This window comes from Sabulibacter ruber (assembly GCF_017355955.1).
Classification (GTDB): Bacteria; Bacteroidota; Bacteroidia; order Cytophagales; family Hymenobacteraceae; genus Nibribacter; species Nibribacter ruber_A.
Genome location: NZ_JAFFID010000006.1, coordinates 63,084 through 88,540, shown reverse-complemented (window position 1 = coordinate 88,540; position 25,457 = coordinate 63,084). Strand labels below are relative to the sequence as shown.

Here is a 25,457-nt window from a genome sequence, read left to right as displayed (position 1 = left end):
TAATGGTCGGTCCTTTCGGAAAGCAGACTACCCGGCGGAGATTACGTTCTCTCTGGCCCTTCTGAAGTATCGGAAGGCTGATGAGGTTGGGGGAGGTGAAAAGCCTCTTACCGTCGGGAGATTTGCCCACCTGCTCCCCGGTTTTCCTCGGGATGGTAGGGTTCTGAAACTTTGGTTCTATTTGATCCCGGCAGCATTCAGCTTTGCCTCCAGCCTCCTGCACTTTGCCTCCAACTGCCTTATCCGGTACACATACAGAGCATCCTTGTGTTCCCAGGGCAGAGTGTAGAAACGCGGGTCGGAGGGTGTGATGGTGTAGTCCAAATGGTTTGGGTGAAAATTCCGTATGGGCATCCTCGGAGTCAGTTGCCGGTAGATCACAATCGGTTTGGTAAGGGCGTTACAAAGAGCTCTATTCCACCTTACCCTTCTCCTTAAGGCAAAGATGACCAGTCCCGCAAGCACCCCTACCGTGAGCGGGCCTGCGATCGGCTCAAGCAGGCTCTTGGTTGCCAGGATCAGAGAAAAATGATACTGCATCATGCCTTATTTTCCTCCCCATTCTATTGAGGATCCTATTTCCTGTCATTTTCCTGAATGCGCTATCGCCCTAAACACTTTGAAGGACAGCGCTCTGTTCCCCCCTTCCTAAACTAACGGTTTGGAAGGTGTTTGAAAGGCTTCCCACCGCTTATCAGGGCTCCTTACCGGTAGTGGTACCGTACGCCAACCGAAACGTACCCGGGCCATTCCTCAAGCAGGGGATGGTTGAAAAGCCTGGCCTTGGTGACGGAGCCCGTCAACGAGAACCGGTTGCCCAGGTACAGATCCGCCTCCAGGCCCGCCTGCGGCCCATAGGTGAACCGTTCCCCTGCCCTCCGGTCCATCTTCCCGCCCAGTCCTCCCTCGGTCCGCTCAAAGGAGGCGCCCCCTCCCAGCAGCAGGTGGAAATAGACCAGCTCCCCGATCCGGAAGAGCTGCGGGGCCGCCAGCAGGCGGGCGGTGTAGGCCTCGTACTCTCCCCGGCTCTCCCCTTTTCCGTACTCCCGCAACCCGCTGACCCGGGCGCCCAGCCGGTCGGTGAGGAAACGGGAATAGCTGAGTTCGTGGAGTCTGCCCTTCTCGGTGCCGCCCAGATGGACACCCCAGGCGGAGAGATGCCGGACGTGCCGTTGGGCCTGGGCCGGGAGGCAGACCGCCAGCCCCAGGGCCGCTAACAGGGCTTTGAGTAGCGTTCCCATCTCAGTGCGCCTTGGTTCTTCTCTCCAGCTCGATCAGCTGCCTCTGGGCGAGCAGGTCCGTGTAGAGGACCTCGGCGGCCAGGTGGGCGGGGCCTTTGCGGGTGCTTTCCGCCAGCAGCCGGTCGGCCTCCTGCCGCAGCTGCATCGCCCGGACCATGTTCTCGTTCGAGGCGTTGATCATGGCCATGCGCTCCCCCTCGGTCATCGCGTAGCGGCCGGGGTTCTTCAGGGTGGCGTTCATCTCGATGCTCTGCTCGGTCATCTCATCGGCGATCCGGTAGTAGTCCAGGGCCGTCTGGATCTTCTTTTTCTGGTTCATCTCCTCGTAGGCATAGGCCGAGACGGCCGATTCCTCCCGCCGCTCCACGTACTCGGCCGAGCTCATGCGGGCGTGGGCATCGGAGTCCCCGGCCGTCCGGGAGAAGACGGAGAAGATGGTTTTGATGTCTTCCTCGGGGTGGTGGTTCTGCAAGGCGACCCGCAGGCGCTGCGCCTTCGCGAAATGCGGCATGTAGTTCGTCCCGGAGTTGCCGCCCGACATGGCCAGCGCCCGGGCGAAGAGCTGCTGCGGGTTGGAGATCCGCAGGTCCATGATGCTGTTCACCTTGCGCAGGTCCTCCTGGATCCGGCGCTGCAGGGCCAGCCCGTCGGCCGTCAGGTCCTTGACCTCGCCGGTGAGGTCTTTGGTGACCCCGGCGATGGTGCGGGCATCCCGGATGATCTGGTAGTTCTGCACCGTCTCCGCCCACTGCGCCAGGCGCTTGGCGAACTCGCCGATGTGCACGCCCATGTGGATGGGGTCGTTCACCACGAACTGCGCCTCCGTGTTCGCGGGGCATACCGCCAGCAGCCCCGCCGCCAGCACTGTCAAGCCGATCTTTCTCATACGTCTTCGGTATTGATGTTAACTAACTCTTATCTCGTGCCGTCGCCCGGGTCTCCCTCCGCCGGGGAAACCAGGATCGGGTATCCGTCCGGCAGGAGCACCTCGCGGAGTCTCCGGTTCGCCCTGGGGCGGGAGACGACGGTGGCCGCCACGCGCCCGGCGACCCCTACCACGGAGTTGGCCCCCGTGGCGGAGCGGTCGATGGCGGTGCTGATCTCCTGGCCCGCCTGGCGCTGCAGGTCCCCGAACCCGCGGTCCACCTCCCTTTCTATCCGCTTCTCCGGGTCGATCATGATGCCGGGCAGGTAATGGAGGTCGTAGACCTCCGCCCTGACCCGCACCGGCCCCAGCCGATCGATCCGCAGGGAGACCCGGTTGGACTCCACCTTCGCCACGCCGGCGAAGACGGTGTTGCGGGGGAAGGTCACCCCGGCGATCACCGCGTCCTCCAGCAGGCGCAGGGTCACCACGGACCCGGAGCGGACCTTCTGCTCCCCGGAGACCACCCCCCGGAAAAAGACTTCGGGGCCGCGGGTGCCCCCCTCGGGCCGGCCACCCGCGGCCTTGTAGGTGTGGAAGCCGTCGGTACCGGGCGGGGCCTGCCGGATTTCCGGCGGTTTCCCTCCGCGGGTGCCGGGGTCCCGGTACCGCCGGCCGGTGGTCTGCTCGTACACCTGCCTCGTCTGCGGGGAGGAGGCCGAGAGCATCCGCAGGATCTCCGGGTTCGTCTCGAAGGGAGTCCCGTCGGTGTCATGGGAAGCCTGGGCGTTTCTTTCCCCCACCGCCCCTTCCTCTGCCGCGCGGCTGGCCATCCCCGGACCGGTCCCCTCCCGGGGCAAGTGCGCGGTTGGGGCCGATTCCGGCTCCGTGGGGTGGGCCGGATCCGCGGCAGCGGTCGGGGCCTGTTCCAGCCGTGCACGGCTCCTCCGGGCGGCCTGCCCGGCCGTGTCGACCGCGAAGGCACCCACCACCTCTTCCTCGGACGGAGCCGGGGGAGCGTACCGGGCCTCCTGCTCGGCTTTCCGCTGCTCCTCCAGGAGCGCCGAGGGGGACTTGCGCTCGATCCCTTCGGTGGCGGCCTCCGGGATGGCCTGCTCGATGTTCTCGGAGGCCGCGGCCACGGGCTCCAGGTTCTCCCGGGCGGCGTTCCGGGCGGCCCGCAGCCAGAGGAAAAGCCCCAGGAAGAGGAGCACCACCAGCGCCAACAGGCAGGTGAACCAGTGTTTTCTCAGCAGGCCGGCCACCTGGCGCCTTACCGGCGGGTCTTCTCTGTCCCCGGCGGGGTGCGGTTCCCCGGTACCGCTGGCCGGGTAGTCTTCGCGCAGATCTTCCATATTCTTCTATTTAGATGGTTTTGGCCCGGTTGATCACCCTGCTGGGGATGGGCAGCACCAGCACCCGCGCCCCGTTCCGCTCCCGCAGGGTCACCTCCAGGTACCCCTGCCCCGTCGCCGCGTAGAGCGGGAGCGCGTAGGCCAGGTATCCGGTGGAGCGGCCCGGGATGGTCTGCTCCGCCTCCCCGCCGACCGGGGGGAGCGGGCGGCGGGCCTGGTTCCGCTTTTTCCCCAGGAACCTCCGGGAGGAGTTCTCCACCAGCTGGAAATCGGTGAAGTCCACCCGGTAATCGATGTTGGTTCGGTTGATCACCTTGAAGCGCAGGAAGGTGAAGTCCCCGTCGTTGCGGACGTTGGCCAGGGACAGCACCAGGTCATTCCCCACCACGGCCACCGATTGATGCTCCTCCCGCGCCTGCCGGAGCTCGGCGAGCTTCCGCGCGATTTCCTCTCCGTTCGCTCCGGGCGGGCCGCTCCTTTGGAGGGGGCCGGAGCCCGCCTCCGGGGGAGCGACGCCTCCCTGGAGGTCGTAGAGCTGCAGCACCGGGCGGGCGCTGTAGACCAGGCGCCCCATCCAGTACCGGGACCCGTGGCGGACCAGGATCGGGGTCGGCACGGGGTTCTTTCTTCTGGCCCGCACGAAGACGGCGTCCCCCTCGATCTTCACCAGGTAGTGCTCGGCCATGCCCACGTCCACGAGGGAAACGGGGCCGCTGAACACCAGGTAGGTGGTGGAGGAATCGGAGACGGGGATCTCCGCGGGCGGACTCGTCCGCTGGGCCTGGCCGGGGAGGGAACCCAGCCAGATGAAAAGGAACAGAATGCAAGGTTTTTCCATAGCGTCGGAACTTAGGGGTGGGAAACATCAGGGGCGGAAGGGCAAGGTATCCGGGGTGAGGCCGGCCCCGGCGGCGGCCTCCCGCAGCCTCCTCTGCCGGTCGGCCTCCTGCTGCTGCAGGAACTCCTTCTCCTCCCGGGAAACCGGCGGATGGTAGGGGATGTAATCGAAGTCGGTGATCAGCAGGCCGTAGGGGTTCTCCTCGGAGCGCTCGGTCTCCACGAGGCGGAACCTGGCGGCCAGGGGCAGGCTTTGCCGCTGCTGGTCACCGATGAAGATCCGCTGCCGGGTGTACACCCGCCCCGAATAGGGCCGGGTCCGCATGTCCAGGTGGATGCTGTCCACGTCCAGCACGGAGCGGGCGGAGTAGCGCTGGTAGTTCTGCAGCACCTGCCCGCGGCTGAAGTTCTCGAAGATGCGGCGGCCCCCGGCGCCCTCGATCAGGGGCAGGGCGGCGTCCAGGTTCTGTTTGAAGGTGTACTGGTCATGGCCGAACATCGTCTTCATGAAGCCTTTGACCATGTTCCGGGCCTCGAAGGGCGTATGGGTGTCCCCCCGCACGGCCAGGGCCACGGCCGATCCGGAGTCGGTGACCACGTACACCCGGCGCCCGGCCTCCTGGGTCACCCGGTAAAAGCCGTAGCCCGCGCTGACCGCCACCACCACGAAGCCGGTGATGCAGGCCAGGGCGATGGTGCGCATGGTATTGAAAGAGGTATTCAGGTCTTTTACGGTGCTCATCGTTCGTTATGGTTGGTCTGGTGGTGATTGTCTATTCCTCCCGGCGTTCCTCCGCCTCCCCTTCCCAGTACCCGGGGTCCCCGGAGGGGAAACCGCCATACTCCTCCTGCTCCCACCCGTCTTCCGGGTAGTCCGGGTAGTCAGGGTACCCCAGGGAGGGAGACCCCGTGCCCTCCGGGGAAGCATAGTAGCCCTCCTGCCCGTCGGCATACGCATCCTCGCCGTAACAGCCTTCGTCCGGGGAATACCCGTACTCCGGAGAATACCCGTAGCTTTGATCCTCGGAAGGATACCCCTCGGGGGAGTACCCCTCAGGGGAAGGGGCGCTCCCGCCGTAGCGGACGGGGGGCGTCTCCGCCGCACCCGCGGCCATGCCCGGGGTAGGGGGGCCGCCTCCGCCGGGACCGGGTGCCTGGGGGGCGCTCCCGCCCGTACTCCCTGCCGCCCCGAAGCCCATGGCCCGGCCGAGGGCCCCGCTTGCCCCACCCCCATAAGCCGGCGGGGAGGCTATGGTCACCGCGGTGCCGGCCGCTCCGGCCGCCATGCCCAGGACCGTCCCCATGAAGGACTGCACGGCGGTGGAGCCGATGAAATACCCCGTCAGGGTGGGCACCATGCAGTAGAGGAGGATGAAGGCGACCGACATCAGCAGGAACTGCACGTCGGTGAAGGCCTGGCCCGGCGTCACCAGGCCACCCAGCACCCCGCCCGCGGTGGTGCTCTGCTCGGCGAAGTTGGTGTAGATCAGGTCGAGCAGGTTCATGGTCAGGGCCCAGAACTGCACCGCGATGAAGTGCTGCAGCCACTTGCCCGCCAGCCCCGCGAAGGCCGGGACCACCGACAGGCAGATGGCCAGCGGGCCCACCACGTACAGGAACCCCAGCACGAACTGCCGCAGGAACAGCACCACCTGCCGGATCAGCAGGACCGTCGTGGTGGTGAACAACTCCGTGATCAGGTTCATGAGGGAGAAGCTGGCGAGCCGGTGGTAGATTTTGGCGTACCAGGCGCCGCCCTGCTCCACCACCTCCGCCGGGGCCACCGCGTCCGACTGGGCCGCGGCCGCGACGCCGGGCGGGGCGGTCAGCCGCTGCAGGGCCTCCCCCACGTTCCCCGAGCCGTCGAACAGGTGGGTCACCCCCTTGATGCCGGCGCCCAGCACGTGGGTCAGGTCCCGGTAGAAGAAAAGCACCAGGAACAGCGCCAGGGCCTTGACCACCGGGGAGAGGTCCATCCGCAGGCCGTGGCCCGACAGGTACCCCCGGCCGATGGAGACCACCAGGGCGATGCCCATGAAGGTGGGCGTGATGAACCGGCAGACGGCCAGCACGGTCTCCAGCGACTGGTCGCAGGCGCGCAGGAATCCCTCGTTTATCCCGTGGGCGACGAATAGCAGGCGTGTCTCCATGTCACTTCCCGATCCGGCCGGCTCTTTTGTCCTCGGTGAACTGCTCCACGGCATAGTCGAGCCGCTGCTCGGCATAGGTCTCCCACACGGGCCGCCCGTCCTCCACCCTGACCCTGCCCTGCCCGTCGAGGGCGGGCCGGCGGCGCTGCTGCTGGTAGCGCTTCACCAGGCGGTTCAGGTGGTTCCGCTCCGCCGGCTTGGAGCTGAGGATCGCGCCCAGCTCCGGGGCGGCCTCCAGCAGGTACACCTTCCCCTTGGAGCCCTGTTTGAGGAAGAACTCCCGGAAGTCCGGGGTGGAGCGGACGGACCGGATCAGGTCCATCTCGTGGTCGGTGAAGCCCAGGGGCGTCTGCAGCTGAGTCAGCGAATCCGGGTTGGCGTGCCGCAGGATGAGCTTGGTCGAGCTGTTGTTGATGAGCGCGTAGCCGATCCGGCTCTCCACGATCTCCCCGATCCCCTGCGTGATGATGGTGATGGAGCCGTTCGTTTTCCGGATGGTGCGGTACATGGAGACGATGAACTCCTCCATCACCCCCCCGGAGAGCATGGCCCAGGCCTCGTCCAGGGCGATGTATTTGACGTCGTCAGGGAATTTGCGGAACAGGTCCAGCGAGAGCTCCGTGATGAGCATGGCCACCACCGGGTACAGGTCGGGGTCGGCCTTCACCTTCGCCAGGTCAAAGCAGATGAGCCGGTGCTCGGACAGCTCCACGTCCTGCCGGGCATTCAGCACCTTTCCGTACCGCCCGCCCTCGGTGAACTGCGCCAGCACCAGGAAGAACTGGTGGAGGTCGAAGTACTGCATGTCCTTCCGGTACTGGGCGCGCATCTCCTCCCGGCCGTCCCTCTCTTCCGGGGTGCGGTGCATGTCCTCGTCGAACCTGCGCACGAAGCGCACGAAGCCCTCCATCCCCGGCTTCTCCTCGTCGGCCTGGCCGGCCCGGCCCTCCCCGTTGAGGTAGTGGTAGTACTGGAGCAGGAAGCGGCTGAGGATGGCCCGCTCCGACTTGTTCAGCGGGGCGGCGTCGGCGCCTCCCTTCCACAGGACGGCCAGCAGGGCCAGGTGGAAGTTGACCTTCTCGTCCCGGTATTCCCACCGCCGCCCGTCCGCGGCGCGGGGCACCAGGAAGGGGTTGAACTCGATCGGGTTCTCCGGGTCGTACTCGAAATAGGTCTCCCCGAAATCCGCCCCGTTCAGGGACTGCACCACGTTGCGGTAGGTGCCCCCGATGTCGATGAGGATCTGGCGGGCCCGCCGCTCATGCCGCTGCACCACGATGTAACCGAAGGTGAAGCTCTTGCCGGAGCCGGAGGGGCCGACCACGATGGCGTTCTGGTTGTCCAGGTCGGTGTTGAACAGGTTCACCTGCAGCAGGTTCCGCTGCCGGTCGCAGAAGTACTCCCCCACCGGGTCGGTCCGGTAGGTGGCCGTCCAGTGCATGTGGCACGCCCCGCGGTCGGCGGTCGTCACCAGCCACCGGTCGGGGATCTGCGCGGCGTTGCCCGGCAGCAGCCCGAAAAACAGCGGCAGGGCCAGGTGGGACTCCACCACGGCCTCCATCCCGAAGATGCCGCGGAAGGCGGCCATGGTTTTCTCGATGCGCTCCCTGCGCAGGAAGTCGTTCGCCTCCCAGACCAGCACGGACAGGTGCAGGCCGATGATCTGCTTGCTGCCGGCCCGCACCTCGGCGGTGAACTGCTCGATCTCCAGGGCCCGCAGCTGGTTGTCCTGGGTCGCCAGCCGCCCGAGCGACTGGTTCAGCTTGCGGTCGGTGTCCAGGCTAGAGAGCGCCGCCGCCGTGTCCTGGACCAGGAAGGCCTGGGTGAGCACATGCGGGAAGGGCAGCGCGTTCGTCAGCGGGTACAGCATCGGGGCGGTGACCCCGTAGCGGTTGCGCACCGCCGGGTGCTGCTCGCTTCCCTGCCCCACCAGCGAGAGCACGGAGACCTGGTGCTCGCCCACGGCCAGGCTGCCGTTCCCGTTGGAGATCTCCCGTTCCTGCCGGCGGGGAGCCCCGTCGAAGTCCAGGTTGAAGTACCGGTGGTGGAGGCGGGTGATCTCCTCGGCGCCCAGGCGCCGGACCCCCACGCTCCCCGTGCCGGACAGGGCGGAAGCGAACTCCCGGGCCGCCGCCTCGGCCCTCTCCAGGGTGTGGACCAGGTCCTCGAAGGGGTTTTTCGCGAGGGCCTCCCCCATCCGGGCCACCAGGGCGTTGAGGGCGTTCGTCTTCCCCTGCCGCCGCCCGCCCGGGGCGAAACTCAGGAACAGGTAGGACCGCTGGAAAAGCACCAGCCGCTCGAAGAAATGCTTGTTCATCTTCCCCTCGAAATAGGTCTGCTCGCGCTTGTCCGCCCGGTAGGGGCGGTCGTAGTAGATGTCCGTCTTCTGGAGGATGGTGTGGACGGGCAGCGGCCGGAGCATGCCCAGGAGCGCCTGGTTGAAGGCGCTGAACTCCTGCGCGGACCAGGCCTCCATCTCGGCCGGCTCCACCGCGAAGCCGACGCCGACCCGGCCGTCCCGGAAGATCACCTTGTTCCCCTCCAGGGAGTGCACCGGCATCACCCTCTCAAACGGGACGGTTCTTTCTTTTCTCATCATTCGGTAAGGTTAAAGGGAGGATACCCACGGCGATCCGGCGGGGCTGCCGGAACCGGTGGGAGAGCCAGCCGAGGAGAAACCCCGGCGGACGGGTTTTGGCCAGGAAGCGCAGGGCGGCCAGCAGCCCGGCCTCCAGCAGGAAGACCGCCAGGTAGACCAGGCGCGGGAGGGGCACCAGCAGGTTCAGGAAACCGAGCAGCAGCACGGACCCGATGAAAAGCCCCACCACCAGCCCCAGGTCCGCCAGGTGCATGCCCAGGAGCTGGGCGGGTTTCTCGATGCTTCGGTAGGAACGCATGGCGGGGACGGTTACCGGACACCCCCTTCTCCCCCCACGGTCCCCACCAGGTCATCCTTGAAGAACTGGAAGCCGAACCACAGGATGACCCCGCCCACGAGCCAGCCGAGGGAGGACAGGGCGTCGGGCGCCCCGTTGAGGAATTTCATCACCACCCGGATCAGGCCGATCACCAGGATGATGGAGAAAACGACCTGCACGATGGTGATGATGGTCTCCTGGATGCCCTCCAGGGCCGCCGCAGTGCCGCCCTGGGCCAGGGCTCCCCGCCCCGCGGCCAGGGCCATCAGGGTCGCCATCAGCCTTCTCTCCCAGGGGGAGGGCTCGTACGCCCGCCCTTTCAGCAGCAGGGCCTGGGCTTTTCCGGAGACTCCGGCCCACGGGCCGGCGCCTCCTCTTTTCGGTTCGGTGCACATGTGTCTTGGGGTTAAAGTGAACGGATGGGAAAGGGGAAACTTCCCCGGGAAGCCTGTATCAGGCGCCGGACGGCTTACCCTCCGTCGTTCCCGGCCAGCCGGGCACGACGGGGTTCCCGGGGAACAGCTCCCCCAGTGCTTCTTTCTGGTGCGTGAGTTTGGCGCGCAGGGCCGCCCCCTTGCGGGCGCGGTGCTCGGCCACGGCTTGCCGGTTCCGGGTGTCGTTCTCCGTTCCGGCAGGGGCCGTGACAACGTTGAGGAAAAGAGACGGGGCGATGGTGTCCTGCCCGTCATCCGGGGCATCGGAACCGCCGGAGGCAGTTGCCGACTGGTTGGGTAAGGGTTCATGGCGGAAGCCGCTTTCCGGAACGGGGCTCCCGCCTTCCTCCCCCGGCGGGGAGCTGGGTTCGGTATCTAGCTCTGTTTCTGTCCGGTCTTGCCATGGGTCCAGAGGGGAAACGTCCTCCCCCAGCTCTTCCTCCTCCCACAGCCCCGGCCTGGGGCTGGTGGAGGCGAGCAGTTCCTGCAGGACGGTATGGAGTCCCTCCCCGCTTTCTTCTTCCTCCTCCGCTTCCCGGGGAGGGGGGCGCAGGAACTCACTTACATCGTAGTGGTATTCCCGCAAGGGCCTGTAGCGGGACAGTTCCATCTCCGGGCCGGTTCCCGCCGCGTCTCTTCCCCCGCCCCGGAACCTCCACCAGATCAGGGCGAGCAGCAGCAATCCCGGGACCAGCACCGAGCCGATATGGAGGATCTTGGGCGCCATGGTACTTCCTTTAACGGGAGCGTTTCCGAATAGTTGTTTAAAAGTTATACAAAAGTTAGTAAAAACTTATTCAATAGAGGTGCGTTTAATGGAACACAGCCGGAGTATCCCGAAGGCATCAGGTGAACCGCTGATTATTGAATCGGTGTTTTGTCAACCTGTGGCGATAAACCCTAACTTGGAGGCCTGAATACTATGAAGCACCGACTGCTTTTCTTACAGGCTCCCCGGGGAGCCTGTAAGGCGGTTGGCAAACTCCTTCCACTATGCCTACAACCGACGCCTTGAAGCCATTGGGATTCCCTAACCCCCAGCTGTTTGTGCCCTATGCTGATGTGCTTCGCTATATCCGATACCGGCTGAAGGTATTGGGACACGGGCAGCTCAAACCGTTCTGCGCCCAGTTCTCCTTTCCCTACACGACCGTCGTCAACCTGAAGAACGGGACCCTGAAGCGGAAGGAGCCCCGGCTCCTGCAGCGCCTCCTGGCGGCCCTGTCCTTTGAGACCACCGCCTCCCAGAACCCACTGGCCACCGGCGAGGACGACCGGTACCTTTTCCTTTTCCCCGGCGAGCCGGAGCTGCAGCAGTTCCGGGAGCAGTTGACCTACATCGACGGCCTGGCCGGGGGCGCCCCCCACTGAAACCGCGTTCGGTTTAGATTTTTGGAGGAAGACAACGGGCAGACCCGCTGTTCGCATTTTCTGGAATCCGCCCTTTGGCCCCGCGCGATGGAAAGGAAAACATTGGAGAATGATCCCCAGGAACTGGAGAGGTTCAAACAGGAGATAGACCTGGTCGCCTATGCCCAACGGCAGGGCTACCAAATCAAATCCCAGGGCCGGCGGGGGGACTGGCACCACCTGGTCAATGACGGCGAACACCTCATCGTCTCGCGGAAAGACCAGCGGCAGGTCTACTTCAACCCCGGCGACGACTGGGACCGGGGCACGATCATCGACTTCGTGAAAACCCGGGAGAACAAGAACCTGGGGGAGGTGCGCCAGCACCTGCGGGAATACCTCGACGGCAGCCCGTATCCCCAAGAACTTCCGCCGCCCGCCCCCTCCCGTCCCGGTCCCCTTCCCCCGAAGCAGGGGCATGCGGCCGAAAGCCCGGAAGAGGAGGAGCGGAAGCGGACCCGGCTGATCGCCGAGGTGCTGGGCGTCCGCAAGGAGCTGAGCGACCGCAGCTACCTCCACAGCCGGGGCCTGACCGATGAGACGATCGACAGCCCGGCTTTCCAGGGCCGGGTGTTCACCAGCCAGCGGAACAACTTCAGGAACACCGCCTTCCCCCTTTACAACGAGCGGGGCCTGGCCAGCGTGGAGCAGAAAAACAAGGACTACCGGAGCCTGCTGGAGCTCCCCAAGGACGGCATCTGGGTCTCGTTCCCCACCCAGGGGAAGGGCACCCCGGTGGAACGCCTGGTCATCACCGAGAGCGCCATCGACGCGATGAGTTACCACCAGCTGAAGCACGACGGGAAAAACACCATGTACATCGCCACCGCAGGGACGGTGACGGACCGGCAGACGGAGCTGATCCAGAAGGTCATCGACAAACAGCAGCCCCGGGAGGTCATCCTGGCCGATGACCGGGACGCGGCGGGCAGGAGGTACAACATCAACTACCTCAACGACCTCCAGGTGGCCCGGCCGTTCCAGCCGGTGGCCGACCAGGAGGCCTACCGGGAGGCGACCCGGCCCCTCCACTGGCACGCCACCTTGGGGCGGTACCACACCCACCTGCGGGTGGACGTCCAACACCAGAGCTTTTCGGAAGGAACCGAGCGGGTCCAGCCGATCCTGCGCCAGGTGGAGCGCATCAACTCAACCCAGGAGGAGCCCAGCATCGAGGTGAGCATCCAGCGGTCCACGGAGAAGGAGACCGTCCTGCGGCTGAGCGTGGCCCGGGCGGACACGGCGCAGCTGGAGGTTCTGAGCCAGGAGCTGTACCGGCAGCGGGAGCAGCTCCGGCCGGTGGCGGAGCGGCAGCCGGCGAACTTCCTCCGGGTGGACTACCCCCTGGCCAAGGATTTCAACCGGGACCTGGAGCTGGCCAACCAGGGCCTTTCCGCCGAGCAGATCCGCCGGCAGGCCCTCTTGGACGAGCAGGAGAAGGAAAAGCAGCGCGTCTCTCCCCAGCCGCCGAAGGTTGACCCTGAACGGGAGAAAACGCCCTTGCCCGATCCCAACGAGAAGTCCCTCTCCCCATCCGCCCACCCCTTTGGGGATACCCCGGGACAAGGCGCCGAGAACCAACTCCTGATAAGAGTGGAGGAGCAAGGCAAAGGGGCGGACGCCAGGGGGAAAGCGGAGGCTGTGCAGGAGGCCCTCCGGCGGAGCGGGGCCAGGGTCGGGGAACTCGAGAGCTCTTCTGACGGGAACCTGAGGCGATCGGAGATGAAGGTGAGCTACCGGACAGACCAGGAAGAGATCGGCAAGATCTCCAGAACGCTGGATGCGGTCGGCTCTCAGAAGGGCAACCAGGTCCTGGAGCCCGAGGCGGACCGTTCGGCGCGCAGGGAAATCGCGGGCCAGCGGGAAACCCGATCCCCGGGGCAGCAGGAACTGACCCGGTAAGATGAACCTCCTTTTTGCCATCTGGAATATGGGATTCCGGTGGTTTCCTTCCGGTGAAGCTCCTCAAATACCGAGCTTTGCCCCTCCCTAGAACCAAGGTACCCTGCCCTGAGGTTAGTCTAATTGACTTTGTTTAGCTTCCCCTCACACCTATTCCATGCAGAGGCGAATGGAAGGCCTGGGGTGTGGTCTCTAAGCCCTATCACCGGCCGGGGCAAGGCGTCACGCGGGAGTTCTTCCCGGACATCCAACACCCGTTGGGCTTCGTCGTCAGGGTCCATCACCGACAACCATACCCAAAGGCCGAAGTGTTGCAGGGGAAGTTCGGAAAGGCAGAGTTCAACTACCGGCCGGCTAACCTGCGCTCCTACCGCAACCCCTCTCCCAGAAAAAGCAGCTGCACTTACGTGTGCGTGGCCCGCAAGACTGGCGCGGGGTCCTACAGGGACACCTGCTGTCTTCATCTATGTACATCTGAATACTACTTTCAAAATAAATGCGAAAATATTCGTGACACATTCAGTTGTGAGCTTTCTTGTTGCTTTTCACAGGCTCTGCCACCCCGGTCAGGTCATTGGATCGGTGTTCTTCGTGTCTCCTGCAAGAAGGGAACACCGATCAATAATCAGTGATATGATGTTGGAGCTGAAAGACTGTTGGCTCTGGTATCCAATAGGTAGTATTGATGGTGATAAACCCAGAGCCAACGAGAACAACCGGCGGGCGACGGCCCTAGTCAGATCGCTCCGGGAAAGCACCAGGGAAAGCGGCACGCCCCCCTGGCGGGAGATAGCGAAGGAGTTGAACAGAGGGGGTTTCAAGACCAGCAGAGGCGGCACCTTCAAGGCCATCCAGGCGCAGCGGCTCTACGCAGGAGGCACCCGCAAATAGGGAATAGAAGTGGACAAATAAGCATATATTCGGCTCCGTACATAGGCCAGTAACCGGAGTAGTTCCGTTTATCCAGTAGTGCCTGTATTGGCCCGGCCAATGTTTCCGACATAATAACTTGTGCATAGCTTTTAGGCTGAAAATTTGGGAAGACGGTAAAATCAGTTACAGGAGCCTTTGCAGCGAGACCTTTCCTAACATTGAGTGGATGAACTCTACCAGTAGTGTGGTTCTGCTGCCCCATTTGGTTTCAAACTGGGCGATAGAGCCCGCATAGAAGAGTAAACTGACTGGGCGGCAGGCAACGGCTTTTGTATTTATCCCAAAACATTAAAGCCTATGAAAAAGCAAACCACCACAAGAGAGGGTGCCATCAACCTGCCGCTGGTCAACCCGAACGCGGCAGGTATTGATGTGGGAGACACCATTCACGCCGTTGCCGTTCCTGAGGGCAGGGATACGCTGCAGGTCAGGTCCTTTGGGACGATGACCTGCGATCTGGAGGCCATCGCCGCTTGGCTGCTCGAGTGCGGGGTGGACACGGTGGCCATGGAGAGCACTGGCGTATACTGGAGACCTTTGTTCAACCTGCTCACCCAGCATGGTCTGGAGGTTTACCTGGTCAATGCCAAACAGGTTAAGAACGTGAGCGGCAGGAAGAACGATGAGGATGATGCGCGCTGGATCCAGAAGCTGCACAGTTGCGGACTGCTCCGCAGCAGCTATTTGCCCGACGACCAGCAGGAGGCGCTGCGCACGCTGGTTCGCCACCGCAGAACGCTCACCCAGGATAGAGGCAGATGCGTGCTGAGGATGCAAAAGGCCTTGGAGCTGATGAACGTGAAGGTGCACACGTTGCTGCGTGACATCACCGGCAAGAGCGGCCTTGCCATCATTGAGGCCATCCTGCGGGGGGAGAGGGCAGCGGAGAACTTCCTTGCCTGCGTCCATTTCAAGGTGAAAGCCGACAGGGCAACCCTCCTCAAGTCCCTGCAAGGCAACTGGCGCACAGAGCAGCTTTACCTGCTGGAGGACTGTTACATGGGCTATAAGTACCTGACCGAACGCATCGCCTCGTGCGATGTGGCCATTGAGAAGCAGTTGGGGCATTACCATGGGGAAATCCGCCCTGAAGCGGCGCCTGAGGGTGAGGCCGTCTCTGCTAAGAAGGCCAACAGGAACAAACCATCGTTCAACACCTGCTCCTACCTGAAAAAAGCACTGGGGGTGGACGTGATGGCCATTTACGGCATCAGTGACATTGCCGCACTGGAGATTCTCTCCGAAACCGGCACAGACATGGGCAAATGGGAAACGGCCAAGCACTTTGCCAGCTGGCTGAACCTGTGCCCCAACAACAAAATATCCGGCGGGAAGCTTATCAGTAGCACCCTGATGAAAAAGAAGCCAAACCCGGCCAGCCAGGCTTTCCGTAACGCCGCCAATGCCGTGCAGCGAAGTGACAACTGGCTCGGTGACTACTTCAGGCGGATGAAAGCTAAGGGTGGTAACAAGTATGCCACTGTGGCCACGGCTAATAAGATCGCCACCATTTACTACAAAATGGTAGCTTGCGGCCAGGAGTTTAAGCCCGTCGAACTTACTGCCTACCAAAAGAGGTACAAGCAGGCCAAGATCATTTACCTCGAGCGCAGGCTGAACGAGTTAAAAAAAGAAGCAGCCTAAAGAAGTTATATAGAAGTTGGCGAATACTAAACCCACACTATCCCACCAATTTGGATACAACAAACAGTAATACGGAAACACGTCCTACCTTATACTTCCTGAATTTTGCATGACAAACTTTAAACAAAGAGTAATGCAAAAAGTAAACTTTAAAAACAGAAGCTGGAATGTAGTCGGATACTTACACCTTCCCGAAAATTTTGATGATACACAAAAATATCCTGTTATTGTCTGTGTACATCCCGGAAGCAGTGTAAAAGAGCAAACCGCTGGTTTGTATGCCAATCAACTTGCTAAGAATGGCTTCGTCGCTTTGACCTTTGACGCTTCCTTTCAGGGTGAAAGCGGTGGTGAACCCAGATTTTTGGAAGACCCTGCAACACGGGTTGAAGATATCCGTTGTGCTATTGATTTTTTGACAACCTTGACCTTTATTGACCATAACCGCATGGGTGCATTGGGCGTTTGTGCTGGTGGTGGTTACGCTGCCAATGCTGCCATTTCGGAGAAGAGAATTAAAGCTATTGCAACAGTTGTGGGAAGCAATGCAAGCAGAGCTTTCAGAGAAGCAAATCCGATGGAAGTACTCAAAGCAGTTGCCCAACAGCGTACAGCAGAAGCCAACAGCCATGAAATTCTTATCAATAACTGGATACCCAATTCTGCTGATGAAGCCAAACAGGCTGGTTTAGAAGAAATGGATTTATTAGAAGCTATCGATTATTACAGAACACCGCGGGGGCAACATCCTAATTCGTGCAACAAACTGCTTTTCACAAGTATGAGCAACCTAATTGTGTTTGATGCTTTTCATTTGGCGGAATATTTCCTTACCCAACCGCTTTTGGTAGTTGTTGGCGACAAAGTGGGTGGATTTGGTTCGTACCGGGACGGTTTCGATTTGTACAACAAGGCTGCCTCAACCAACAAAAAAATCCACGTCGTAAAAGGCGCAAGTCACTATGATTTGTACGACCGCCCTGAAGCTACCAAAGAAGCATTAGGGCATATCGTGCCTTTCTTCAAAGAACACCTTTAAACAAGGCTGCTTCTCGTAAAATGAAGCATAGGTGTACTTATTACTTTTATCTTTTTAATTGTCCATTGAATTCATTCCTGAAAATATCTGGCACCATTTTGCTTATTGCAGGTTTCGTTCTAGCAATAAAGCCTAATTTATTTGGTAATTTTTCAACACCTGTTGATGCTTATCAAATGATAGAGAAAAGAGTAAAATGGGGACTATTTATTGGTTTGGGCGTATTTTTGTTATTTCATAGAGATTGGGCTTCATGGGGCTTAATCACAGCGGGATTTCTTACGGCATTAACATTTGGTGTCATACTAGCGAGATTGACAGGTTTCGTTTTGGACGGATTTATCACCAAACAACTATGGTGGCTGTTGATAGAATTCGTTGCCCTAATGTTGTTCGGATTTTTGTATTGGAAGCAAAACAACTAAACTCTGAAACATAACTCAATATGAAGGCAATCCAATCCTTATCCGAGTTTCACAGATTGTTATCCGTTGGAGCACCATTGCATCCTTTGGTAAGTGTGGTGCACGTTTCAGAACTTCACGCAATCCAATCTGATATATGGAAAAGATTTACCACAACTTTTTATACCATTTCGTTGAAATACAACATTCAGTCAAAAATAAAATACGGACAGAACTATTATGATTTCGAAAACGGCACGATGACTTTTACAGCACCAAACCAAGTTCAATCAGTTGAGGTGGAAATAGCAAACACCTTCAATGCAACGATGGGAACAGGTTATGTGCTAATGTTTCATCCTGATTTTTTAGGAAAACATTCCTTAGCTAACAACATCAAAACTTACAGTTTCTTTTCCTATTCAGTAAACGAAGCATTACATCTTTCTGAGAAAGAAGAGAGCAATGTTGTTGCTATTTTCAAAAAAATTCAAGAAGAATATCAGCATATCGACCAGCAAACGCAATGTATTATTTTGTCGCAAATTGATTTATTATTGAATTACAGTAAACGCTTTTACGATAGGCAATTCATTACCCGGCAAACCGTAAAAATTGATTTACTCACCCAAACTGAATATTATATAAACGCGTATTTCAATTCTGACAAGGGGTTGCAAAAAGGCCTTCTTACGGTAGAGTATCTAGCGAGCCAACTCAACTTATCGTCCAATTATTTGAGCGATGCACTCCGTTCACTTACCGGACAAAGTGCACAACAACACATCCACGAAAAACTTATAGGAAAAGCAAAAGAGTATTTAACCACCAGTAATTTAACGGTTTCTGAAATTGCCTACAATTTAGGTTTCGAACGTCCTCAATCATTCAACAAGCTTTTTAAAAATAAAACAGAAATGTCGCCTCTGGAGTTTAGACACTCCTTTATCTGAAAAGTTCTACCGCCAACAAGGGGTTTGCGTCATGTGGGCTGACAATCATAGGCTGAACAACGGTTTTTCTGTTAGGCTGTATATCTTCAACCAGGGCTGACGTTCCGTGAATGCCCTCACGTACGCAAAGCCCTAGAACGTTCAGCTCAATGCAAACCAGACTCTACATCCCAGACCAGCGAGCCACGCACGTAAACGGAGCAGCTACCCCCAAAAAAACACCATACCCCCCATTTACGACTCACCAAACACCTGAAAACAACCTCTGGAGCCTCTAATAATGGTTTTTAAAGTGTAAGCAGGTGTAGACTCTTTGGGTGGTTAGGAGGTTTCAATACCAGCAGGTATATTGCCTCTGATGTTCAAGAACCTAAACCGTCGCCATTTTATCAAATTAGGGATAGGTGCTACTGCCGTTGCGCTGGTGGGAGTGCCTTTCCCATTGGCCGCCCGCGATAACCCCACCCCAAACCACTTGCCGCGCTGGCGGGGCTTTAACCTGCTTGAGAAGTTCAACGGTGCCCATAACCAGCCTTACCGGGAAACCGACTTTCAGATGATAGCCGAATGGGGTTTTGATTTTGCCCGCCTACCTATGTCGTACCATTGCTGGTCGAGGCCCGATAATTGGTTGCAGATGGAGGAGAAGGTGCTGAAGGAAATTGACCAGGCTGTTGCCTTTGGCCGCAAGCACAGGGTACACGTAAACCTGAACCTCCACCGCATCCCAGGCTACTGTGTGAATCCGCCGGAAGAGCCGTTTGACCTCTGGAAAGATGAGAAAGCCTTGGAGGCCGCTGCTTTCCACTGGCAAAAGTTTGCCTGGCGCTACAAAGGCATCCCCAATAGAAGGCTGAGCTTTGATTTGATCAACGAGCCCTCCAAGGTAGAGGAACCCGATTATGTGCGCGTGGTGACGCGCCTGGTGGAAGCCATCCGGTCCGAGGATCCGACACGCCTAATTATCGCCGATGGCATGCAGTACGGGACCAAGCCTGTTTTCGGCATCAAAGACCTGCAGGTGGGCCAGAGCACCCGCGGTTACGGGCCTTTCCAGCTTACGCACTACAAGGCACCCTGGGCATCCGGCTCCGATACATGGCCCCTGCCTACCTGGCCCTATAAACAAAGCGAAACGGATGTGTGGGACAAAGAACGCCTGCAACGCGAAGTATTTGGCCCATGGAAGAGGTTGTCAAATGAAAACGTAGGGGTGCATGTGGGCGAATGGGGGGCTTACAGACACACGCCCCACGACGTGTCCCTCGCCTGGATGAAAGACAATCTGGAGATCTGGAAAGAAAACGGGTGGGGGTGGTCGCTGTGGAATCTGCGCGGCGATTTCGGTGTGCTGAACAGCGGCCGGGCGGATGTCGCCTATGAAGACTATAAGGGGCACCAACTGGATAGAAAGATGTTGACGCTGCTCCAGGCTTACTGAAAATAGGGAGCCCCGAAAGCATCCCCCGGAACGCATCCTGAACATGTACCTGTCAATTGCATTTCGCGCCCTGGGAGCCACCTGCTCTTTCTATTGTATAGATGAACCGGAAGGATTCGGACGTGACATTGCACATGTTAAACAAAGAGGCTGACCCAAGGGAACAGCCTCTTTTGCTTTATGGTTTGCCCGGCTCGACCGGATAACTGCCAGGCTAATTAAGCTGCCCAGATAGCACACACTTCTCCCACTCCGTTGTGCCGGTGGAAGAAGAGTACAAAAAGGGGCCTTGGCTGCTGGAAGCGGCACTTCCCGTTGGGGAACTTTCCTTTGCGGGGCAATGGCATTATGGAAAGGCCATCTCTACCCTCACCCGCAATGACAACCTGCCCTACGTCCGGTATTAGCGCGAGCGACACACGTTGATGGACCGGCCAGTCACCGAAAAACCCGTACGGTCATTTACCCCACCAAATCTTGGGAAAATGCCTGTAAGACCTCAAATCAGGGTTCTTAGTGTATAGGCGGGTGCCTAAAAACTTAGATGATTCCGCTTTATTCTTTAAAAGCTTTTGCTAGAACTGAAGCAAAAGTAAGTGTCAAAAGAAGCGCAGACAAGCGGAAAACAGAATGTTTGAAGCAGGGGTTATTTTGAAGCGAAACACCGATTCCCAAGGAGTAGCACTAAACCTTATCTGGTATACAAGTTATCAGGTACCGCTTAGTTGAGTACAGTTTGTAAGATGTGGAGTAACTTGTCCTCCTGTCCTGTAGGAGTTAGTTGGCCATTGGATTGTATTTCCAAACTGCATATCAACCGATAATTTTTTGGTGGTATGACGTAACTGCAATATCCATTATCGGCCTTTGTAGAAAACGCGGTCGAAGAAGGAGTGCATCTCAGCCGCATATTTCACCCCGTACCTGGCGAAAGTCGCCCTCGTTGCCGCATCCAGTTTCCAATCAAAAAAGGCATGACCGGCACCCTCCACCTGAATATATCGCACGGGCTGCCCGGCCGCCTTCAGCACATCCACATACCGCTGCACCATGGCATGGGGTACTATCGGGTCTTCAGTGCCCCGTACCATGAAGTGCGGGAGGGCACGTTCGCTTACATGGGGCACATGCTTTAAAGGGGAGATAGCGTCCCAATACCCTTGGTCGGTTTGCTCCAGCAATCCTTTGAAATCAGACGCATCGGAGGCGCCATAACTGGGAGCCACCGCCTTGATCGCACTGGTGATCTCGCTTTTCACCTGGTCCACCGATTTGCCCTTCGGCAGGTAGGTGGGCATGTACTGGTAAACCCCATTGCTTGCCCCGAAGCCACCTGCACCGATGTGAGGGCTTAGCGTTGCCGCAGCCTCCGCCAGGTGCCCGCAGGAAAAACTCCGGTGGGGTTACTGTGTAGGAGATGAAGGCATGGACATAGAAGTTGCTCGGGGGAACGTATACGGGGGAGATCTCCCTTATAATCCGGATGTCCCCTTTGCCTACCTCAATTTCCTCATGGGTTTCCCGGACGGCTGTCTCTGCAAAGGAAGCATCGGATCCCTCCACCTTCCCCCCTGGCAAGGCGATTTGCCCGCTGTGCTTGTCCTGCTTGAGCACGATCAGGGGGAAAAACCACTCCCCACCCTTATTGTACAGGAGGATATTCACGGCGGCAAGCCTCGGCCTTTTCCCCATTATCTGGCTATAGGTCAGCCTGGGAACAGCCAAAGGCTTGTAAGACAGATGCGCATCAGGCATCAACTCCAATCCTTTGATTCTCTCGAGCAAATGTCTCATGCCTGCCTTACTATTCATAGCGGGTCGTCATGGGTAGCCATACTGGCATTATACCGCTTAAATCAAAAAAAGAGTCGCTTTGAGCCTGGTCTTCCACAGGTGACACTGGTTTTCAGCTTTCGACCTCACCGGAAAACCGTACCCGCCTTTCCCCTTGTGCCTTGGGGTCCGATTGGTGAAAATGGGCGCGCTTCCCTAGGGCTTTCCCCTCGTTAATGGTCGGCAGCATAAACAGGGAGAACCGGCAAGGTTTCTTTTCGGGCCAATGCCATAAACCGGGTTCCTGGTATGTTGGCTCAGTAATCATGCAGACGGCTACTTCGCCTCCTTGGGCCCGGATATCCAGGATACGAAAGGGGAACCCTCGGAGACATCGGCGCCTGGGATTGCGCTGTCCACCCGGGAGTATAATTCCGAAATCCCCTGCAGGAATCCGGAGGCGGCACCGTGATCCTTACGGGGGCTTCAACCTTAAGTCACAGGTTCCAGCAAAAATGGAAACCACAGAACGTAAAACACAAAACTAAAGCTTAAAACCGTTGATACCGGCTTCCCTCGGCAAGGTATCTGAATACCTACTGCTCAGGCCTTGGTGCAAGGTTGCGACACCAATCCGACAGGTTAGGATTTCTCAGACCCTATCGGGTTTTATACCCTAGAAGGCGCTCGTTCTATCCCCCACCTTGATAAACTGCCCTTGCTCAACCCTACCCATAAGCCTCACCCGGGTATCAGCCTGCCTTTTCCCTGCAGGACCATAAGGTTCAGATCAACCCGTTGATGGTGAGGAACAGGCCCCCCGGGTTGCTTTTGGCCTTGATGCGGTCGGTCTTGAGCTTGTAGACGAAATCGAAGAGCGCGCGGATCAATTTGGGGTCCTCCAGTATCTTCTTCACCAGGGCGGGGTCTTTGATCTCCAGCGCCTCCAGGTGCTGGTGGGCCGCCGCCAGCTTTGCGTCGTCCACCGCCTCCTCAAACGGAATGGGAATCTGCTGCGGGATCTGGTTCTTCACGTACAGGCGGATGTCCTCGAAATTGCGGCCCTTCTTGAACAGCTCATAGCTGATCCGCAGGTCCGTGTTCTCGTTGATCTGCGTCACGGCCGTATCCAGCACGTATTTCTTGAAGGCCGAGATCTTCTCGTACTGCTCGGGCTCCTTCCCCGCCGGGTCCTTCAGGCTCAGCATCACCTTGAAGTTGTGGATGGACATCTTCGGGGTCTCCCCGATGTCTTTCCACTGGGAGCAGATCTGGTAGATCCGCTTGGCGAACTTGCTGGAAAGGCTGAAGACGGCCTGCAGGCGGTAACTGGTGAAATTGTTCTTCAGGTCAATCAGGTAGGGGCGCAGGCGCTCGGAGATCTCCAGCTCGATGATCCCCTCCCCCTTGATGTAAAGGGCGGAGGCGAGCAGCCCCACCTGCAGGATCTGCTTTTTATCCTCTATGTGGTATTCACGGCTCCTCAGGTTGGAGGTCGACTCCAGCAGCCGCTGGTAGTTCCAGGTGCGGCCCGTCAGCTCCTCCAGGGTCTTCACCCGCAGCCGGTAGATCGTCCCGACCTTGTCATCCTTTTTCAGCATGGACAGCAAGGAGAAGATGATGTCCATTTCGCAGGCACTCATCTCATACCTGGCGGTGGTCAGGGCGTTGTGCTGCCTTATCTCGACGGCGGATATATCTGAGGATTCCTTAGCCATAATCACTATATTTGTCCCAAGGTAAATAGTTTATAGATAAAAAAGAAAGACTTTTTTTTAAATCTATCTTTTCGCTTACCATCTCTATCCCATTTACTGACCAGTTCTATCCTTTACGTAGACGATCTCTATCCTTTGGCTTACAGAATCTATCCCCAGCCTTACCATTTCTATCCAAAAGCCCCTATAACAATTTAATAATCAATCTCTTACAAGCCCTGCAAATACTGTATAATATTTAAAAAACTACAAATTGTGTTCTTCCCAAAAATACAAGGCGTTTAGGGTTGGTGGGAACGTACCGAATCAAAGGATAGACAAAACATACAGAGAGGCAAAAAGACAGCAAAACAAAGAAAAGAGATCAGATAAAGTAAAAGGGATTGCACTTTTCTAATTTATTATATAATAAAATCAATAAAACTCCTTGAATCCCCTCGCCTCTACCCGGGGAGAGGACCCCTGCAGTGAAAGGATAGAAAATGTAAGCGGGTTTTGGGAAGGATCCGCAGCTGGCCCTGAACCGCTGAAAGGATAGAAACCGTAAGCCAAACAGATCCAATCCCCTTGAAAGGATAGAAAATGTAAGCAGATCCTCCCTTCCCGCCCCGGTTTTCCCCTGAAAGACCCGATTCCGGCCGTTAGGGGGGCAAATCCCGGGGTCCCGGCTTACCAAATCTATCCTTTCGGACCCTCCTCTGAGAGAAGCACTTATGAAAAGGAAACCCGGGACAGGGGAAAGGATAGATTTTGTATCCAGGTCCGCTCCGCATAGGCATCCCCTCCCCTCCCCCGCGAAAGGATAGAAAATGTAAGCCCCTCGGGGAAGCTCTCCCCGGAAACAGGGTCCGCACGCGGCTAAAAGGATAGAAATTGTAAGGCAAAAACGGCCAAAAACTACTGAATAGCGCGTTTTCAAGCGAAAGGATAGAAAACGTACGCCATATGGAGCCTTTTTCGGCAGGAATCAGCCCTGAATAGCACAAAAGGATAGAAACCGTAAGCCTTCCACTTACGATCTCTATCCTTTCCAGGGTTCCCGCTTCCGGTTCTTCCCAGCGGGGAGCCGGTTTCCCGCATTTTCTATCCTTTCGCTTTAAAGGATAGAAAATGTACGTCAACGAGGGGGCAGTTTGCCGATCTTCCGCAGGTGGGCCTCATAGAATTCAAAGGCCGCATCCCCGTAATCCCGCAGGCTTCGGATCCCCATGCTGGAGGGAAGCAGCAGAACATTCATTTTGGCGCGCATCACGGCGTCCTTGGACATCCGGACGTGCTGGGTCTCCGAATCCTCCGCCGGGGGCGCAGCATTCTTCTCAGGCTTTCTCCCCCGGCCTCTCCCCTGCCGGCGGACAGGGGTTTCCTCTACCGAAAACGGGACAGGGTCCGGCTCAGGGGCCCGGACAGCCACGGGTTCTGGGGCGGCGGCAGGGATCTCGGCGGCCACCGGTACCGGGGCGACTGGGGCAGGCTCACCACCAGCTTTCACGGCTTCCCCCGCCATCCCGGAGCGGGCCTGCTGCTTCTGCTCTTCCGTTAGCGTGATCCGTGGTTTTTTGATGGTAAACTTATTGGGCTGGTTCATTCTTCGCAGTCGTTAATTGGTCAACGGGTAGTTCTAATTTCTCTATGATTTCCTCGCACAGGGCCTTGATCTCCTCGCTCACGGTCTTATCCCCTCCCGCATACCGCAGGTAGGTGGGGTTCAGCAGGCTGAAGAGCGTGGAGGGCCGGGAATAGGCAGCCCGTAGCCCCAGGGAGGATTTGAGCCGGGACAGGCCGATCTCATCGATGTAGTCATCCATCTCCTTGTCCTCCCTCCTATTCGTCCTTTTCGTGGACAGCCCGTAATAGGCGAACTCTATCCCCTCCTTGTCGGCCACGGATTTGATCGAGTGCAGGATCCCCATGAAATCCGCCGTGGAGGCCCTATCCAGGTAATCCGATACCAGAGGCACAAACACCACATCACAGGCCGTCAGGGCATCGAAAATCTCATTGCCATCCGCCCTACCCGGCAAATCCAGGATCACCAGGTCATATTTGTCGTTCTCGGGATCGTCGATGAAATCAAAGATCTTGGTCATCGCCATCGGGAAAATCTCATAGGGGTAATCCGCCTCCGGGTCTGATTCCCGCAGCTGCTCCAGGTTCTCGGCATCCATGTGCAGCCGGGTTTTCACAATGCTTTGCTGGTAATCGCAATCCAGAACGGCGATCTTCAGTTTGTAATCCACTGCCAGGCAAGTGGACAGTAATAGCGTCAGGGTCGATTTCCCCGATCCCCCCTTCTGCGTGGCGAAGCTTACTATTTTTCCCATCTTATTATTAAAGGTATGTTAACAGGTTAACAAGTGTTTTCCTTAATCTTTTGACAAGTTGATACATAAACTTGTTAACAAATCAATGTGTCAACTTATATACTTGTATGTTTATTTAT

At 58.3% G+C, this 25,457-nt stretch carries 25 protein-coding genes; 9 read left to right on the top strand and 16 right to left on the bottom strand.

From position 1 onward, the window contains the following. Positions 1-177 precede the first annotated feature (177 nt). The 11 genes from JT719_RS22250 to JT719_RS22200 form a co-directional block, all read right to left on the bottom strand. Positions 178-543: a hypothetical protein gene (locus JT719_RS22250; RefSeq protein WP_207435970.1), complete on the bottom strand. Its 366-nt coding sequence runs from the start codon at positions 541-543 to the stop codon at positions 178-180. A 161-nt stretch (positions 544-704) separates the two neighbouring features. Beyond that, a complete protein-coding gene (locus tag JT719_RS22245; protein ID WP_207435969.1) occupies positions 705-1,052 on the bottom strand; it encodes a hypothetical protein in 348 nt (115 codons plus the stop codon). Positions 1,053-1,242: 190 nt separating this feature from the next. Beyond that, positions 1,243-2,127, bottom strand: coding sequence for a hypothetical protein (locus tag JT719_RS22240; RefSeq protein WP_207435968.1), 885 nt, complete (start codon positions 2,125-2,127; stop codon positions 1,243-1,245). 29 nt (positions 2,128-2,156) lie between these two features. Next, positions 2,157-3,461, bottom strand: coding sequence for a conjugative transposon protein TraM (gene traM, locus JT719_RS22235; RefSeq protein ID WP_207435967.1), 1,305 nt, complete (start codon positions 3,459-3,461; stop codon positions 2,157-2,159). A 10-nt stretch (positions 3,462-3,471) separates the two neighbouring features. Continuing rightward, entirely contained in the window at positions 3,472-4,299 is an 828-nt protein-coding gene (locus tag JT719_RS22230; RefSeq protein ID WP_207435966.1) for a DUF4138 domain-containing protein, read from the bottom strand. 27 nt (positions 4,300-4,326) lie between these two features. Beyond that, complete coding sequence (locus tag JT719_RS22225; protein WP_207435965.1) at positions 4,327-5,040, bottom strand: conjugal transfer protein TraK; 714 nt, start codon at positions 5,038-5,040, stop codon at positions 4,327-4,329. Positions 5,041-5,071: 31 nt separating this feature from the next. Further along, the gene (locus tag JT719_RS25455; protein WP_207435964.1) at positions 5,072-6,448 is read right to left on the bottom strand and encodes a TraJ family protein; all 1,377 of its coding nucleotides are present in this window, start codon (positions 6,446-6,448) and stop codon (positions 5,072-5,074) included. A 1-nt stretch (position 6,449) separates the two neighbouring features. Continuing rightward, positions 6,450-9,047: a VirB4 family type IV secretion system protein gene (locus tag JT719_RS22215; RefSeq protein WP_207435963.1), complete on the bottom strand. Its 2,598-nt coding sequence runs from the start codon at positions 9,045-9,047 to the stop codon at positions 6,450-6,452. Then, positions 9,016-9,345: a hypothetical protein gene (locus JT719_RS22210; protein ID WP_207435962.1), complete on the bottom strand. Its 330-nt coding sequence runs from the start codon at positions 9,343-9,345 to the stop codon at positions 9,016-9,018. Before JT719_RS22210 ends, JT719_RS22215 begins: the two co-directional genes overlap by 32 nt. 11 nt (positions 9,346-9,356) lie before the next feature. Further along, positions 9,357-9,761 (bottom strand): hypothetical protein, encoded by a 405-nt coding sequence (locus JT719_RS22205; RefSeq protein ID WP_207435961.1) that lies wholly within the window; start codon positions 9,759-9,761, stop codon positions 9,357-9,359. 58 nt (positions 9,762-9,819) lie between these two features. Next, positions 9,820-10,527 (bottom strand): hypothetical protein, encoded by a 708-nt coding sequence (locus JT719_RS22200; protein ID WP_207435960.1) that lies wholly within the window; start codon positions 10,525-10,527, stop codon positions 9,820-9,822. Positions 10,528-10,793: 266 nt separating this feature from the next. Here JT719_RS22200 and JT719_RS22195 point away from each other — a divergent pair, with 266 nt between their 5' ends. The 9 genes from JT719_RS22195 to JT719_RS22155 all read left to right on the top strand — a co-directional run bounded on the left by JT719_RS22195 (position 10,794) and on the right by JT719_RS22155 (position 19,933). Next, positions 10,794-11,171, top strand: coding sequence for a hypothetical protein (locus JT719_RS22195; protein ID WP_207435959.1), 378 nt, complete (start codon positions 10,794-10,796; stop codon positions 11,169-11,171). A 21-nt stretch (positions 11,172-11,192) separates the two neighbouring features. Then, positions 11,193-13,112, top strand: coding sequence for a toprim domain-containing protein (locus tag JT719_RS22190; RefSeq protein WP_207435958.1), 1,920 nt, complete (start codon positions 11,193-11,195; stop codon positions 13,110-13,112). A gap of 633 nt (positions 13,113-13,745) precedes the next feature. Continuing rightward, complete coding sequence (locus JT719_RS22185) at positions 13,746-14,003, top strand: hypothetical protein (RefSeq protein ID WP_207435957.1); 258 nt, start codon at positions 13,746-13,748, stop codon at positions 14,001-14,003. Positions 14,004-14,342: 339 nt separating this feature from the next. Next, positions 14,343-15,689, top strand: coding sequence for an IS110 family RNA-guided transposase (locus JT719_RS22180; RefSeq protein WP_207435956.1), 1,347 nt, complete (start codon positions 14,343-14,345; stop codon positions 15,687-15,689). A 133-nt stretch (positions 15,690-15,822) separates the two neighbouring features. Continuing rightward, a complete protein-coding gene (locus tag JT719_RS22175) occupies positions 15,823-16,728 on the top strand; it encodes an alpha/beta hydrolase (RefSeq protein WP_207435955.1) in 906 nt (301 codons plus the stop codon). Positions 16,729-16,793: 65 nt separating this feature from the next. Then, positions 16,794-17,153 carry a hypothetical protein gene (locus JT719_RS22170; RefSeq protein WP_207435954.1) on the top strand — a complete coding sequence of 120 codons (360 nt, stop codon included), beginning with the start codon at positions 16,794-16,796 and terminating at the stop codon, positions 17,151-17,153. Between the two features lie 20 nt (positions 17,154-17,173). Continuing rightward, positions 17,174-18,085 (top strand): helix-turn-helix domain-containing protein, encoded by a 912-nt coding sequence (locus JT719_RS22165; protein WP_207435953.1) that lies wholly within the window; start codon positions 17,174-17,176, stop codon positions 18,083-18,085. Positions 18,086-18,443: 358 nt separating this feature from the next. Next, entirely contained in the window at positions 18,444-19,526 is a 1,083-nt protein-coding gene (locus JT719_RS22160) for a glycoside hydrolase family 5 protein (protein ID WP_207435952.1), read from the top strand. Positions 19,527-19,789: 263 nt separating this feature from the next. After that, positions 19,790-19,933: a hypothetical protein gene (locus tag JT719_RS22155; protein WP_207435951.1), complete on the top strand. Its 144-nt coding sequence runs from the start codon at positions 19,790-19,792 to the stop codon at positions 19,931-19,933. A gap of 450 nt (positions 19,934-20,383) precedes the next feature. On the opposite strand, the gene JT719_RS22150 is transcribed toward JT719_RS22155, so the two are convergent. From JT719_RS22150 to JT719_RS22130, 5 genes are all read right to left on the bottom strand, one after another. Beyond that, the gene (locus JT719_RS22150) at positions 20,384-20,824 is read right to left on the bottom strand and encodes an alpha/beta hydrolase family protein (RefSeq protein WP_207435950.1); all 441 of its coding nucleotides are present in this window, start codon (positions 20,822-20,824) and stop codon (positions 20,384-20,386) included. Next, a complete protein-coding gene (locus tag JT719_RS25680) occupies positions 20,718-21,218 on the bottom strand; it encodes an NUDIX hydrolase (protein ID WP_423227988.1) in 501 nt (166 codons plus the stop codon). Before JT719_RS25680 ends, JT719_RS22150 begins: the two co-directional genes overlap by 107 nt. A gap of 866 nt (positions 21,219-22,084) precedes the next feature. Continuing rightward, on the bottom strand, positions 22,085-23,017 hold the full coding sequence (locus JT719_RS22140; protein ID WP_207435948.1) for a replication initiation protein: 933 nt from the start codon (positions 23,015-23,017) through the stop codon (positions 22,085-22,087). A gap of 1,117 nt (positions 23,018-24,134) precedes the next feature. Beyond that, positions 24,135-24,602, bottom strand: a complete 468-nt coding sequence (locus tag JT719_RS22135; RefSeq protein WP_207435947.1) for a hypothetical protein — start codon at positions 24,600-24,602, stop codon at positions 24,135-24,137. Continuing rightward, on the bottom strand, positions 24,586-25,338 hold the full coding sequence (locus JT719_RS22130) for a ParA family protein (protein ID WP_207435946.1): 753 nt from the start codon (positions 25,336-25,338) through the stop codon (positions 24,586-24,588). Before JT719_RS22130 ends, JT719_RS22135 begins: the two co-directional genes overlap by 17 nt. Between the last annotated feature and the right edge of the window lie 119 nt (positions 25,339-25,457).

Bases quoted from the DNA above. Each gene is read 5' to 3' on its own strand.
- JT719_RS22250 (WP_207435970.1), bottom strand. From the start codon at position 543: ATGATGCAGTATCATTTTTCTCTGATCCTGGCAACCAAGAGCCTGCTT.
- JT719_RS22240 (WP_207435968.1), bottom strand. From the start codon at position 2,127: ATGAGAAAGATCGGCTTGACAGTGCTGGCGGCGGGGCTGCTGGCGGTA.
- traM (WP_207435967.1), bottom strand. From the start codon at position 3,461: ATGGAAGATCTGCGCGAAGACTACCCGGCCAGCGGTACCGGGGAACCG.
- JT719_RS22230 (WP_207435966.1), bottom strand. From the start codon at position 4,299: ATGGAAAAACCTTGCATTCTGTTCCTTTTCATCTGGCTGGGTTCCCTC.
- JT719_RS22225 (WP_207435965.1), bottom strand. From the start codon at position 5,040: ATGAGCACCGTAAAAGACCTGAATACCTCTTTCAATACCATGCGCACC.
- JT719_RS25455 (WP_207435964.1), bottom strand. From the start codon at position 6,448: ATGGAGACACGCCTGCTATTCGTCGCCCACGGGATAAACGAGGGATTC.
- JT719_RS22215 (WP_207435963.1), bottom strand. From the start codon at position 9,047: ATGATGAGAAAAGAAAGAACCGTCCCGTTTGAGAGGGTGATGCCGGTG.
- JT719_RS22210 (WP_207435962.1), bottom strand. From the start codon at position 9,345: ATGCGTTCCTACCGAAGCATCGAGAAACCCGCCCAGCTCCTGGGCATG.
- JT719_RS22205 (WP_207435961.1), bottom strand. From the start codon at position 9,761: ATGTGCACCGAACCGAAAAGAGGAGGCGCCGGCCCGTGGGCCGGAGTC.
- JT719_RS22200 (WP_207435960.1), bottom strand. From the start codon at position 10,527: ATGGCGCCCAAGATCCTCCATATCGGCTCGGTGCTGGTCCCGGGATTG.
- JT719_RS22195 (WP_207435959.1), top strand. From the start codon at position 10,794: ATGCCTACAACCGACGCCTTGAAGCCATTGGGATTCCCTAACCCCCAG.
- JT719_RS22185 (WP_207435957.1), top strand. From the start codon at position 13,746: ATGATGTTGGAGCTGAAAGACTGTTGGCTCTGGTATCCAATAGGTAGT.
- JT719_RS22180 (WP_207435956.1), top strand. From the start codon at position 14,343: ATGAAAAAGCAAACCACCACAAGAGAGGGTGCCATCAACCTGCCGCTG.
- JT719_RS22175 (WP_207435955.1), top strand. From the start codon at position 15,823: ATGCAAAAAGTAAACTTTAAAAACAGAAGCTGGAATGTAGTCGGATAC.
- JT719_RS22165 (WP_207435953.1), top strand. From the start codon at position 17,174: ATGAAGGCAATCCAATCCTTATCCGAGTTTCACAGATTGTTATCCGTT.
- JT719_RS22160 (WP_207435952.1), top strand. From the start codon at position 18,444: ATGTTCAAGAACCTAAACCGTCGCCATTTTATCAAATTAGGGATAGGT.
- JT719_RS22150 (WP_207435950.1), bottom strand. From the start codon at position 20,824: ATGCCCACCTACCTGCCGAAGGGCAAATCGGTGGACCAGGTGAAAAGC.
- JT719_RS25680 (WP_423227988.1), bottom strand. From the start codon at position 21,218: ATGGGGAAAAGGCCGAGGCTTGCCGCCGTGAATATCCTCCTGTACAAT.
- JT719_RS22140 (WP_207435948.1), bottom strand. From the start codon at position 23,017: ATGGCTAAGGAATCCTCAGATATATCCGCCGTCGAGATAAGGCAGCAC.
- JT719_RS22135 (WP_207435947.1), bottom strand. From the start codon at position 24,602: ATGAACCAGCCCAATAAGTTTACCATCAAAAAACCACGGATCACGCTA.
- JT719_RS22130 (WP_207435946.1), bottom strand. From the start codon at position 25,338: ATGGGAAAAATAGTAAGCTTCGCCACGCAGAAGGGGGGATCGGGGAAA.